This window comes from Streptomyces naganishii JCM 4654 (assembly GCF_014650575.1).
GTDB classification, from domain to species: Bacteria; Actinomycetota; Actinomycetes; order Streptomycetales; family Streptomycetaceae; genus Streptomyces; species Streptomyces naganishii.
The window spans coordinates 25154-38023 of sequence record NZ_BMVF01000002.1 but is presented as its reverse complement, the minus strand read 5'-3'; the positions used below and the strand labels follow the sequence as shown (position 1 = coordinate 38023).

At 71.4% G+C, this 12870-nt stretch carries 6 protein-coding genes, 5 tRNA genes and 1 pseudogene; 5 read left to right on the top strand and 7 right to left on the bottom strand.

The window, feature by feature from the left end:
- Window positions 1–156: 156 nt before the first annotated feature.
- From IE217_RS02965 to IE217_RS02940, 6 genes are all read right to left on the bottom strand, one after another.
- Window positions 157–231, bottom strand: a tRNA-Asp gene (locus IE217_RS02965).
- A 107-nt stretch (window positions 232–338) separates the two neighbouring features.
- On the bottom strand, window positions 339–4334 hold the full coding sequence (gene hrpA, locus IE217_RS02960; RefSeq protein WP_190176112.1) for an ATP-dependent RNA helicase HrpA: 3996 nt from the start codon (window positions 4332–4334) through the stop codon (window positions 339–341).
- A 151-nt stretch (window positions 4335–4485) separates the two neighbouring features.
- A tRNA-Phe gene (locus tag IE217_RS02955) sits at window positions 4486–4559 on the bottom strand.
- A gap of 24 nt (window positions 4560–4583) precedes the next feature.
- Window positions 4584–4658 (bottom strand) — tRNA-Asp (locus IE217_RS02950).
- Between the two features lie 37 nt (window positions 4659–4695).
- Window positions 4696–4768: transfer RNA gene (locus IE217_RS02945), tRNA-Glu, on the bottom strand.
- An 80-nt stretch (window positions 4769–4848) separates the two neighbouring features.
- Window positions 4849–6345 (bottom strand): metallophosphoesterase family protein, encoded by a 1497-nt coding sequence (locus tag IE217_RS02940; protein ID WP_190176111.1) that lies wholly within the window; start codon window positions 6343–6345, stop codon window positions 4849–4851.
- An 85-nt stretch (window positions 6346–6430) separates the two neighbouring features.
- On the opposite strand from IE217_RS02940, the gene IE217_RS02935 reads away from it, so the two are divergent.
- The 5 genes and pseudogenes from IE217_RS02935 (at window position 6431) to IE217_RS02915 (ending at window position 11766) form a co-directional block, all read left to right on the top strand.
- Window positions 6431–6781, top strand: coding sequence for a metallopeptidase family protein (locus IE217_RS02935; RefSeq protein WP_190176110.1), 351 nt, complete (start codon window positions 6431–6433; stop codon window positions 6779–6781).
- 152 nt (window positions 6782–6933) lie between these two features.
- Window positions 6934–7461 (top strand): hypothetical protein, encoded by a 528-nt coding sequence (locus IE217_RS02930; protein ID WP_190176521.1) that lies wholly within the window; start codon window positions 6934–6936, stop codon window positions 7459–7461.
- A gap of 236 nt (window positions 7462–7697) precedes the next feature.
- Window positions 7698–9881: a DEAD/DEAH box helicase gene (locus IE217_RS02925; protein ID WP_190176109.1), complete on the top strand. Its 2184-nt coding sequence runs from the start codon at window positions 7698–7700 to the stop codon at window positions 9879–9881.
- Between the two features lie 107 nt (window positions 9882–9988).
- A pseudogene (locus tag IE217_RS02920) lies at window positions 9989–11530 on the top strand (amino acid permease); the annotation flags it as partial.
- A 163-nt stretch (window positions 11531–11693) separates the two neighbouring features.
- Window positions 11694–11766: transfer RNA gene (locus IE217_RS02915), tRNA-Lys, on the top strand.
- 95 nt (window positions 11767–11861) lie between these two features.
- On the opposite strand, the gene arsM is transcribed toward IE217_RS02915, so the two are convergent.
- Window positions 11862–12755: an arsenite methyltransferase gene (gene arsM / locus IE217_RS02910; RefSeq protein WP_190176108.1), complete on the bottom strand. Its 894-nt coding sequence runs from the start codon at window positions 12753–12755 to the stop codon at window positions 11862–11864.
- Window positions 12756–12870: the final 115 nt, after the last annotated feature.

Genomic DNA, 12870 nt, shown 5'->3' with positions numbered 1-12870 from the left:
AGACACCCCGACACGCCACCGGGCCCCCGGCGGCCGGTCCCGCACCCCGCCCGCCCCGAGACCCAACAGCCGTCGCAACAGGGCCACTCCGGCCGGAGGCCGACATGCCGAAGGCCCGCCCCCGTTGCCGGGTGCGGGCCTTCGTTTTCTTCGCTGCGGTCCTGACGGGATTTGAACCCGCGGCCTCCACCTTGACAGGGTGGCGAGCACTCCAAACTGCTCCACAGGACCTGGTTTCGCGGCGCGATTCGTGCGTTGCGCTGCGAGAAGAGACTGTACAGGAGGCGGGCCGCCGGGTCGAACTCACTCAGGGTGCGGGGTCCGTCACCGGTCACGGCTCACGGGGCCAGCGCGTCGATCGCCTTCACGATCCGCTTGTCCGAGACCGGGTACGCCGTCCCCAGCGCGTGGGCGAAGTAGCTCACCCGCAGTTCCTCGATCATCCAGCGCACGTCCAGCACCGCGGACGGCACCGGCCGGCCCTGCGGCATCTGCTCCAGCAGCCAGGCGTATTCGTCCTGCATCTCCCGGACCTTCTCCATGCGCGTGGTGTCCCGCTGGACCCCCGTCGGCATCTGCTGGAGGCGGCGGTCGGCGGCGACCAGATAGCGCATCAGGTCCGGCAGCCGCCGTATGCCCGCCTCCGTCACGAAGCCGGGCCGCACCAGGCCGTCGAGCTGCGCCCGCACGTCCGCCAGGTTCGGCAGCAGCGCGGGGCTGCGTACCGCCTTCAGACGGCGCTCGCAGGCCTGCCAGGCGGCCAGCACCTGCTGCACCTGGCCCACCGTCCGCACGGTCACGTCCACGATCTCCGCGCGCACCTTGTCGTAGAGCTTGCGGTACGACTCCTCGTCCCACACCGGCCCGCCGAAGTCCGCGATCAGCTTGTCCGCCGCGGCCGTCGCGCAGTCCTCGAACAGCGCCTGGACCGAGCCGTGCGGGTTCGACGACAGCGCCAGCTTCTGCTGGTTGGTCAGCTTCTCGGACGCGAACTTCGCCGGATTCACCGGGATGTTGCGCAGGATGAGCCGGCGCGTGCCCTTCCACATGGCCTCGGCCTGCTCGGCCTCGGTGTCGAAGAGCCGTACGGAGACCGTGCCGGCGGCCGGACCGTCGTCGACGAGCGCCGGGTAGGCCTTCACCGGCTGCCCGGCCCGGCGGGTCTCGAACACGCGGGTGAGCGTGCCGATGGTCCAGTCGGTCAGCCCACGGCGCTCCAGCGACTCGCCGCCCTGCCGCTCCGCGGTGGCCGCGGCGGCCTGCGAGAGGGCCTGGCGGGCCTTGGGGCGCAGCTTGAGCCTCAGCGCCTCGAGGTCCTTGTCCTCGGCCAGCTTGCGGCGCCGCTCGTCGACGATCCGGAAGGTGATCTTCAGGTGGTCGGGGACCTTCGACCAGTCGAAGTCCTCGGCCTCGAACGGCACCCCCACCATCCGCTTCAGCTCGCGCGCCATGGTGGTGGTCAGCGGTTCCTGGAGCGGCACCGCGCGCTCCAGGAACGCCTTGGCGTAGTTGGGCGCGGGCACGTAGTTGCGGCGGACCGGCTTGGGCAGGGAGCGGATCAGCTCGGTGACGACCTCCTCGCGCAGGCCCGGGATCTGCCAGTCGAAGCCCTCGTCGGTGACCTGGTTGAGGACCTGCAACGGGATGTGCACCGTCACGCCGTCCGCGTCCGCGCCCGGCTCGAACTGGTAGGTCACCCGGAACTTCAGCGGCCCCTGCCGCCAGGAGTCGGGATAGTCGGCCTTGGTGACCGCCTCCGCCGACTCCCGGATCAGCATCTCCCGCTCGAAGTCCAGGAAGTCCGGCTGCTCCTGCCGCTTGCGCTTCCACCAGGAGTCGAAGTGGGCGCCGGAGACGACGTGTTCGGGCACCCGCTGGTCGTAGAAGTCGAACAGCGTCTCGTCGTCGACGACGATGTCCCGCCGCCGGGCCCGGTGCTCCAGCTCCTCGACCTCGCTGAGCAGCTTGCGGTTGTCGGCGAAGAACTTGTGGTGCGTACGCCAGTCGCCCTCGACGAGCGCGTTGCGAATGAAAAGTTCGCGGCTGACCTCGGGGTCGATCCGCCCGTAGTTCACCTTCCGCTGGGCTACGATCGGCACGCCGTACAGCGTCACCTTCTCGTACGCCATCACCGCCGCCTGGTCCTTCTCCCAGTGCGGTTCGCTGTACGTCCGCTTGAGCAGGTGGCCGGCGAGCGGCTCGACCCACTCGGGCTCGATCCTCGCGTTGACGCGGGCCCACAGCCGGGAGGTCTCGACGAGTTCGGCCGACATCACGAACCGCGGCGGTTTCCTGAACAGCGCCGAGCCGGGGAAGATCGCGAACTTGGCGTTGCGGGCGCCCAGGTACTCGCCCCGGCCGCCGTCCTTGCGGGCGCCCGGGCCGGAGTCCTTGGCGTCCTTGGACTCCTTCACGTCCTTCATGCCGATGTGCGAGAGCAGGCCGGCGAGGAGGGAGACGTGGATCCGGTCCGCGGGCGCGTCCTGCTCGTTGAGGTGGATGCCCATCTGCTTGGCGACCGTGCGCAGCTGGGTGTAGATGTCCTGCCATTCGCGGATGCGCAGGAAGTTGAGGAACTCCTGCTTGCACATGCGGCGGAAGGACGAGGAGCCCCGCTCCTTCTGCTGCTCGCGCACATAGCGCCACAGGTTGAGGAAGGCGAGGAAGTCGCTGGTCTCGTCGCGGAAGCGGGCGTGCTGCTGGTCGGCCTGGGTCTGCTTGTCGGCGGGGCGCTCGCGCGGGTCCTGGATGGACAGCGCGGCGGCGATCACCATGACCTCGCGCACACAGCCGTTGCGGTCCGCCTCCAGGACCATGCGGGCCAGACGGGGGTCGACGGGCAGCTGAGCCAGCTTGCGGCCGGTCTGGGTGAGCCGCTTGCGGGGGTCCTTCTGGGCCGGGTCGAGCGCGCCCAGCTCCTGGAGGAGTTGCACGCCGTCGCGGATGTTGCGGTGGTCCGGCGGGTCGATGAACGGGAACTTCTCGATCTCGCCGAGCCCGGCCGCGGTCATCTGCAGGATGACGGAGGCGAGGTTGGTGCGCAGGATCTCGGCGTCGGTGAACTCCGGCCGGGACAGGAAGTCGTCCTCGGAGTACAGCCGGACGCAGATGCCGTCCGAGGTGCGTCCGCAGCGGCCCTTGCGCTGGTTGGCGCTGGCCTGCGAGATGGGCTCGATGGGCAGGCGCTGCACCTTGGTGCGGTGGCTGTAGCGGGAGATACGGGCGAAGCCGGGGTCGATGACGTACTTGATGCCGGGCACGGTGAGGGAGGTCTCGGCGACGTTGGTCGCCAGAACGATCCTGCGGCCGGTGTGCGGCTGGAAGACGCGGTGCTGCTCGGCGTGGGAGAGCCGCGCGTACAGCGGCAGCACCTCGGTGAACCTGTACTGCTTCTTGTTGAGCGCGTCGGCGGTGTCGCGGATCTCCCGCTCACCGGAGAGGAACACGAGGATGTCCCCGGACCCCTCGCCCATCAGTTCCTCGACGGCGTCGGTGATCGCCGTGATCTGGTCCCGGTCGGCGTCGTCGCCATCCTCCTCCAGCAGCGGCCGGTAGCGCACCTCCACCGGATACGTCCGTCCGCTGACCTCGACGATCGGGGCGTCGCCGAAGTGGCGCGAGAACCGTTCGGGATCGATGGTGGCCGAGGTGATGACGACCTTGAGGTCGGGCCGCTTCGGCAGCAGCTGGGCCAGGTAGCCCAGCAGGAAGTCGATGTTGAGCGACCGCTCGTGGGCCTCGTCGATGATGATCGTGTCGTAGGCGCGCAGCTCGCGGTCGGTCTGGATCTCCGCGAGCAGGATGCCGTCCGTCATCAGCTTGATGAAGGTGGCGTCCGGGTCCACCTGGTCGGTGAACCGCACCTTCCAGCCGACGGCCTCGCCGAGCGGTGTGTTCAGCTCCTCCGCCACGCGTTCGGCGACCGTGCGGGCGGCGATCCGGCGGGGCTGGGTGTGGCCGATCATGCCGCGCACGCCCCGGCCGAGCTCCATGCAGATCTTCGGGATCTGCGTGGTCTTTCCCGACCCGGTCTCACCGGCCACGATCACGACCTGGTGATCGCGGATGGCGTCCGCGATCTCGGCCTTCTTCTGGCTGACCGGCAGCTGCTCGGGGTAGCTGACCGCGGGAACGCGTGAGCGCCGGCCGGCCATGCGCTCCTCGGCCTTCCCGACCTCGCCCTCGATCTCGGCGAGCACGGCGGCACGCGCCTCCGCCTTGCGGATCTTGCGCGCGCCTTCGAGCCTGCGACCGAGCCGGTGCGCGTCGCGCAGCGACAACTCGTCCAGGCGAGCGGCGAGGGGGCCAAGAGCGGGGGCGGGGTGCGTAGACATATGCGACCCAGGATCTCACCTCGGGGAAAACGCAGGCGAATGATTTGCTCCACGGCGCCCGTGCCGGTACGGCGACCTCTGGGGAGGCGTGGGCAGGGTGGGCAGGCTGGGCATGCAAAAGGCCCCGATCCGGAGATCGGGGCCTTGGCGGTGGCTGGGGCCGGGGTCGAACCGGCGACCTTCCGCTTTTCAGGCGGACGCTCGTACCAACTGAGCTACCCAGCCACGAGGTTTCACGTGAAACCTCAGCGGTCCTGACGGGATTTGAACCCGCGGCCTCCACCTTGACAGGGTGGCGAGCACTCCAAACTGCTCCACAGGACCAAGCGCTGCGTACGACAGTGTCGCACACGGTCTTGCGTGCCCCCAACGGGATTCGAACCCGTGCTACCGCCTTGAAAGGGCGGCGTCCTAGGCCGCTAGACGATGAGGGCTATCGGCCCGCCTGGGCGCTTCTCAGCGCGTCGGGGACGTGAGAAGCATATGGGATGGCGAGGGGTATCGCCAAAACCGTTTATGGCCTGGACGGGGAGGGCGAGGAGGGGGCCCGGGTGGCGCCCGGCTGGTTGTCCTTGGGGAGGTGGCGGCTGACCTCGGCCGTCGTCAGGCCCAGACCGCCCAGTTTGATCTCGTCCCAGGCCTGGAGGTGGCGGCCGTCCCGGTCGAAGTAGAGGATCGAGGCCTCTATCGGGGCCGGGTACTGGTGCTCGACGGCGCGCAGGCCGCTGCCGCCCGTGGAGCCCTCCATGCGCAGCCGGGTGCCGTACTTCAGGATCTTCATGTCCTCGTGGTGCAGGTGGCCGCACAGGACGAGCGGCACGGTGCCGTCGGTCTCGCGCGCCGCCGCGGGTTCGTGGGCGACGGCGATGTCGACGGGGGTTCCCTTGGCCCGCTGCTCGCGCAGCGCGGAGGCGAGGCGGGTGCCGGCCATCTGCTCCGCCGCGTCACCGCCGGACGTGACCGAGCGGTCGGGGGTGAACTGCGGATCGCCGATGCCCGCGAAACGCAGACCCCCCACGGTCTCGGCGCGGCCGTCGTCCAGGACGTGCACGTTCTTCATGCGCTCCAGGTAGCGCTGGGTGGTCGCCGAGTCGTGGTTGCCCCGGACCCAGACGTAGGGGACGCCCAGGTCCTTGACCGGGTCCAGGAAGCCGTTCTCCGCGGCCGTGCCGTGGTCCATGGTGTCGCCGGAGTCGACGATCACGTTGACGTCGTACTGCTTCACCAGCGAGGCGATGATCTTCCAGCTCGCCGGGTTGAGGTGGATGTCGGAGACGTGCAGGACCCGGATGGTCGTGGGGTCGGGCTGGTAGGCGGGGAGCGTGGAGGTGACGTCGTAGAGCTTGGTCACGTTGGTGACCAGACGGGCCAGCTCCTTCTGGTAGACGTCGAACTCGGTGACGATGCTGCGCGCGTTGCCCACCAGCGAGGGCGCGGAGGAGAGCAGGCCGGAGAACCGGGGTTCGAGGACCGACTTGGGGTTCCAGGTGGCGTACGCCGTCGCCCCGGAGGCGCCGAGGAGGGCGAGGGCCAGGCCGCCGGCGGCGAGGGCGCGGCGGGGGCGGCGGTAGACCGCGAGGCCGAGGGCGGTGGCGCCGGAGACCACGGCCACGCAGGAGCGGAGGGCCAGATCGAGCGTGCCGTGCTCGACGTCGCGCACCACCTCGTCCTGGAGGCCGGAGATGCGTTCGGGGTGGTCGACCAGGGCCTGGGAGCGTTCAGGGTCGAGCTGGTCGACGTTCACGTCCAGGCGGACCGGGGCCTGGTGGCTGTCCAGCTGGAGGGCGCCCAGCGGGGAGACGTTGATCTTGGTGCCGCCGCTGAGGGAGGGGCGCAGGGTCATCGTCGTGTTCATGGGGCCCACGGGCACGCGCACGTTGCCGACGATCAGCAGGCCGAGCCAGGCGCCGACGACGACCACGGTGACCATGCCGAGGGCGCGGACCCAGGGGTGGGGCTGGGGGGTGAGGGTGAGAGCGGGCTGGGGGCGGGGCGGACGGCGGCGGGCCATTGGTCGCGTATGCCCATGGGGGGCACGGGATATGCGCGGCACGGGAGGGGGGTCGGTCCGGGGGCCCGTACCGGACAATGGCGGTGTGCTGGAGATGACGCGCGAGGAGTTCGAGGAACTGGTCGCCGAGGCCCTCGACCGGATCCCGCGGGAGCTGACGCGGCTGATGGACAACGTCGCGGTGTTCGTCGAGGACGAACCGCCCGCCGACGATCCCGAGCTGCTCGGGCTGTACGAGGGGACACCGCTGACGGAGCGGGGCGAGTGGTACGCGGGCGTGCTGCCCGACCGGATCACCGTCTACCGGGGGCCGACGCTGCGGATGTGCGAGACGCGCGAGGACGTGGTGGCGGAGACCGAGGTGACCGTGGTGCACGAGATCGCCCACCACTTCGGGATCGACGATGCACGGCTGCACGCACTCGGGTACGGCTGAGGGCCGGGACCGGCCCGGCCGGTTGGGCCGGGCCGAGGGTGCCGGACCGGGCTGCGCCGGGCCGTGGCGGAGGTCCGCGGGGGCGGTCGCGTGTCCTCTTGTGGGTGAAGGGAGTTGGGCACGGTGACTTCTTCACTCCGGAGGTGGCTTCCGTGCGCCCCTTGTACGTGTCCGTCCGTCTCGCCGCCGCGGCCGCCGTCGTCGCCACCGCCGCCGGCTGCGTGAGCGTGGGCGGGGCCGTTGACGGCGGGGCCCGGCCGTCGCACTCCGCGGGTCAGCGGGCCGGTGAGGGCGGGATGGGCGGGCCGGGGGTGTCCGGCGGCGGCGCGGGGCACGCCGGCGGCGCCGGCGACGGCAAGCACGGGCACGGCGGGAAGGGCAAGGGCGGCGAGTCGCCGTCCGCCTCGGCCTCGCCGTCCGCGGCGGGCAGCGCGTCCGGCGTGCCGACGGGCAAGCGCGGGGTGCCGCCGAAGGCGGGCGATCCGACGCCCACGCAGGCGGTGCCGGCGCCGCCGCAGACCTCCGCCGCCTCGGAGCCGTCGCCGGACTCGCCGCCCACCCAGCCGCCCTCGCCCGATCCGACGGTGGCCGCACCGTCCTCCTCGGCGCACGAGGGGCCGGGTCCGCAGCTGGAACACCGGGAGCCGGCGCCGGGCCGGTCACGTGGTCGGCGGACCTGAGCGCGTGAGGCGTGGGCCGGGCCGCTGACCTGGGGGTATGGTGCTGGTTTGCCTTCGGGGGTGCGGAGTGCGTATGGTGGTAGATCGTTTGATCCCATTTGCCCGGCGCCCACGCAGAGCGCGCCGTGTGGCGCGTACTCTCCCTTGCCGTGGCGGACCGCATCGAGGCGGTCGTGAATCGAAACACGGAGTTGACGGGCGCGTGCCGACGAGACTCCGGAAGGTTTCGCATTCGCATGTCCATTGCCAGTACTGATCACGTCGTCGTGCCCGAGAACGCCGACGTCGCCGAGGTCACGGAGACCTCCGGGTCCCCCGAGACCGTCGAGGCGGCCGCCGAGGCTCCCGAGATGACGTTCTCCGACCTCGGCCTGCCCGAGGCCGTCGTGCGCAAGCTCGCGCAGAACGGCGTGACGGTCCCCTTCCCGATCCAGGCCGCGACCATCCCGGACGCCCTGGCCGGAAAGGACATCCTGGGCCGCGGCCGCACCGGCTCCGGCAAGACCCTGTCCTTCGGCCTGCCGACCCTGGCCACGCTGGCCGGCGGCCGCACCCAGAAGCACAAGCCGCGCGCCGTGATCCTCACCCCGACCCGTGAGCTCGCGATGCAGGTCGCCGACGCGCTCCAGCCCTACGGCGACGTCGTCGGCCTGAAGATGAAGGTCGTCTGCGGCGGCACCTCCATGGGCAACCAGATCTACGCCCTGGAGAAGGGCGTCGACATCCTCGTCGCCACCCCGGGCCGCCTGCGCGACATCATCAACCGCGGGGCCTGCTCGCTCGAGGACGTGCGGATCGCCGTGCTCGACGAGGCCGACCAGATGTCCGACCTGGGCTTCCTGCCCGAGGTCACCGAACTGCTCGACCAGGTCCCGGCGGGCGGCCAGCGCATGCTGTTCTCCGCGACCATGGAGAACGAGATCAAGACCCTCGTCGACCGCTACCTGAACGACCCCGTCTCGCACGAGGTGGACGCGGCGCAGGGCGCGGTGACGACCATGTCGCACCACATCCTGATCGTGAAGCCCAAGGACAAGGCGCCGGTCACCGCTGCCATCGCCTCCCGCAAGGGCCGCACCATCATCTTCGTGCGCACCCAGCTCGGTGCCGACCGGGTGGCCGAACAGCTGCGCGACGCCGGCGCCAAGGCCGACGCGCTGCACGGCGGCATGACCCAGGGCGCCCGCACCCGGACCCTGGCCGACTTCAAGGACGGTTACGTCAACGTCCTGGTCGCCACGGACGTCGCCGCGCGCGGCATCCACGTCGACGGCATCGACCTGGTCCTGAACGTCGACCCGGCCGGCGACCACAAGGACTACCTGCACCGCGCCGGCCGCACGGCCCGCGCCGGCCGCACCGGCACGGTCGTGTCGCTCGCGCTGCCGCACCAGCGGCGCCAGATCTTCCGCCTCATGGAGGACGCGGGCGTGGACGCCTCGCGCCACATCATCCAGGGCGGCGCCACCTTCGACCCGGAGGTCGCCGAGATCACCGGCGCCCGGTCGATGACCGAGGTGCAGGCCGAGTCGGCGGCCAACGCCGCGCAGCAGGCCGAGCGCGAGGTCGCGCACCTGACCAAGCAGCTGGAGCGGGCGCAGCGGCGCGCGGCCGAGCTGCGCGAGGAGTCCGACCGGCTGGTCGCCCGGGCCGCCCGCGAGCGCGGCGAGGACCCGGAGGCCGCGGTGGCCCAGGCGGCGGACGAGACCGTCGTCGAGCGGGTGGCCGAGGTGTCGGTGCCCGAGCAGCCGGCGGCGCAGGACGTCGACCGCGCGGAGCGGGGCGAGCGTTTCGAGCGGGGCGAGCGTGAGGAGCGTACGGCGGGTTCGTCGTCGTACGACCGCCGTGAGCGCCGCGACGACCGGGGCGAGCGTGACCGCGACCGGGCACCGCGCTCCTTCGACCGGGACCGGGACCGTGACCGGGACCGTGGGTTCCGCCGTGACGACCGTGGTGGTCGTTCCTTCGAGCGCCGTGACGACCGCCGTGACGACCGGGGCGGTTTCAACCGCGACCGCGCCCCGCGCTCCTTCGACCGGGACCGGGACCGTGACCGGGACCGTGGGTTCCGCCGTGACGACCGTGGTGGCCGTTCCTTCGAGCGCCGTGACGACCGGCGCGACGACCGGCGCGACGACCGGGGCGGCTTCAACCGCGACCGTGACCGCGACCGCGCCCCCCGCTCCTTCGACCGCAGGGACGAGCGCGGCGGCTTCCGCAGGGACGACCGTCCGGCCCGGCGCGACGAGCGCGGCGGGCACCGCGGCAGCGACCGTCCGTTCAACCGTGACCGTCAGGGCGAGCGCCCCGGCTTCCGTACCGGCGGCCACGACCGCCCGTACGGCCGCCGCGACGACCACCGCGGTGGCGGCTCCTTCGGCCGCCGCGAGGACAAGCCGCGCTGGAAGCGCAACGGCTGACGCGCTGGAAGCGCAACGGCTGACGCGCTGAAGCGCAACGGCTGACGCGCTGACACCGGTCCGCGAGTGACGCATGTCACGCCCCCGGCAAGGGAATTGCTGGGGGCATGACAGATGACGCCAGAACGGGCTCCAGCGGTGGGCTGTCGGACGAGGAACGGCTTGCCCAGCTCGGCTACACGCAGGTCCTCGCCCGCCGCATGTCGGCGTTCGCCAACTACGCGGTCTCTTTCACGATCATCTCCGTCCTCTCCGGCTGCCTGACCCTCTACCTCTTCGGCATGAACACCGGCGGCCCCGCCGTGATCACGTGGGGCTGGGTGGGCGTCGGCCTGATGACGCTGTTCGTCGGGCTGTCGATGGCCGAGATCTGCTCGGCGTACCCGACCTCGGCGGGGCTGTACTTCTGGGCGCATCGGCTGGCGCCGCCGCGCTCGGCCGCCGCCTGGGCCTGGTTCACGGGCTGGTTCAACGTGCTGGGGCAGGTGGCGGTGACGGCCGGCATCGACTTCGGCGCGGCCTCCTTCCTCGGCGCCTACCTCAACCTCCAGTTCGGCTTCGAGGTCACCCCGGGCCGCACCGTGCTGCTCTTCTCGGCGATCCTGGTGCTGCACGGCCTGCTGAACACCTTCGGGGTGCGCATCGTCGCCTTCCTCAACAGCGTCAGCGTGTGGTGGCACGTGCTGGGCGTCGCGGTGATCGTCGGCGCGCTTGCCTTCGTACCCGACCACCACCAGTCGGCGTCCTTCGTGTTCACGAAGTTCGTCGACAACACCGGCTGGGGCAGCGGGGTGTACGTCGTCCTGCTCGGCCTGCTGATGGCCCAGTACACCTTCACCGGCTACGACGCCTCCGCCCACATGACGGAGGAGACCCACGACGCCGCCACGGCCGGCCCCAAGGGCATCGTCCGCTCCATCTGGACCTCCTGGATCGCCGGTTTCGTCCTCCTGCTGGGCTTCACCTTCGCCATCCAGTCCTACGACAAGGAGCTCGCCTCCCCGACCGGCGCGCCGCCCGCCCAGATCCTCCTGGACGCCCTCGGCGCCACGGCGGGCAAGCTGCTGCTCCTGGTGGTCGTCGGCGCCCAGCTGTTCTGCGGCATGGCCTCGGTCACCGCCAACAGCCGTATGATCTACGCCTTCTCGCGCGACGGCGCCCTGCCCTACTCCCACGTCTGGCACACGGTCAGCCCGCGCACGCGCACCCCCGTGGCGGCGGTGTGGCTCGCGGCCCTGGGCGCCCTCGTCCTCGGCCTGCCCTACCTGATCAACGTGACCGCCTACGCGGCCGTGACGTCGATCGCGGTCATCGGCCTCTACATCGCCTACGTCGTCCCGACCCTGCTGCGGGTGCGCCGGGGCGACGACTTCGAACGCGGGCCCTGGCACCTGGGCCGCTGGTCGCGGACGATCGGCGTGATCGCGGTGGCCTGGGTCGGCGCGATCACGATCCTCTTCATGCTCCCCCAGGTCTCCCCGGTCACCTGGGAGACCTTCAACTACGCCCCGGTGGCGGTCCTGGTCGTCCTCGGCTTCGCCACCACCTGGTGGCTCGCCTCGGCCCGCCACTGGTTCCTCAACCCGACCCACGAACGCACCCTGGCCCGGGAGGCGACCCGCGCGGGCGTCGGTGCCCGGACGGGCCCGGCCGCGGACGCGGCTGCGGACGCGGACCCGGCTGCGGGCACGGGCGCGAGCGCCCCCGACCCGGCCGACCCCTGACCCGTACGGCACACTTCCGGCCCGGCACTCCGATACCCGATCGGAGACCCGGCCTCGTCCGGCTATGCTCGGGGAGGCGACATCGCCTGGGCCCTTAGCTCAATTGGCAGAGCAGTGGACTTTTAATCCATTGGTTGTGGGTTCGAGTCCCACAGGGCCTACGGATGCGGACGGAGGGCCGGTCCCTCCGCCAGCCGCGCGGCGCCCGGGCCGGTTTCGGCCGGCCGGGCGCCGAGTCCGTTTCGCGTTCGCGCGCTCAGCCGGTGCAGCCGCAGCCCGACGCCGCCTTGGCCCCGGTGACGGTCCGGGACGGGTCGGCCGCCGACTCGGCAGAAGTGCAGCAGGCGTTGACGCCGCAACAGGTGGCGGCCGTGTCCCCGGCATCGGCTCCGGCATCGGCCACCGGAGGCTTGGTGGCCCGGACGACCGCCGAGTGCATTCCGTCGGCGACCGGGTGGGCCGGCACGATCTCGACGTCCGTGAACCCGGCGGCCTCCAGCCCCGCGCGGTACTCGGCGAAGGAGAGCGCGCCGGCGACGCAGCCGGCGTAGTCGCCTCGCTCGGCCCGCTGTTCGGGCGTGAGGGTGTCGTCGGCGACGACGTCGGAGACGCCGATGCGGCCGCCGGGCCTGAGGACGCGGAAGGCCTCGGCGAACACGGCGGCCTTGTCGACGGACAGGTTGATCACGCAGTTCGAGATCACCACGTCGATGGTCTTCGCGGGCAGCGGGACGGACTCGATGGTGCCCCTGAGGAACTCGACGTTCGTCGCGCCCGCCTTCTCGGCGTTGGCCAGCGCCAGGGCCAGCATCTCGTCGGTCATGTCGACCCCGTAGGCCTTGCCGGTGGGGCCGACACGCCGGGCGGAGAGCAGGACGTCGATGCCGCCGCCCGAGCCCAGGTCGAGGACGCGTTCGCCCTCACGCAGTTCCGCCACGGCGGTCGGGTTGCCGCAGCCGAGGGACGCGGCGACCGCCTCGGCGGGCAGCGCGTCGCGCTCCTCGGCGGCGTACAGGGCCGAGCCGAAGTCCGCGTCGACCTCGACCGGCTGCGGCCCGCAGCACGCGGCACCGCCCTCGGTCACCTTCACGGCTGCGGCGGCGTAGCGCCGGCGGACGGTCTCGCGCAGGTCGGTGGACTGCTCACTCATGACTCACTCCCAGGTGACGGGGCATGCCGGTGGCCCGGAACCGCCTGTATCGACGTCCATTGATGCAACCTTGCGTCTTGAATCGAGAAACGTCAACATAGAAATGTGTCGAATC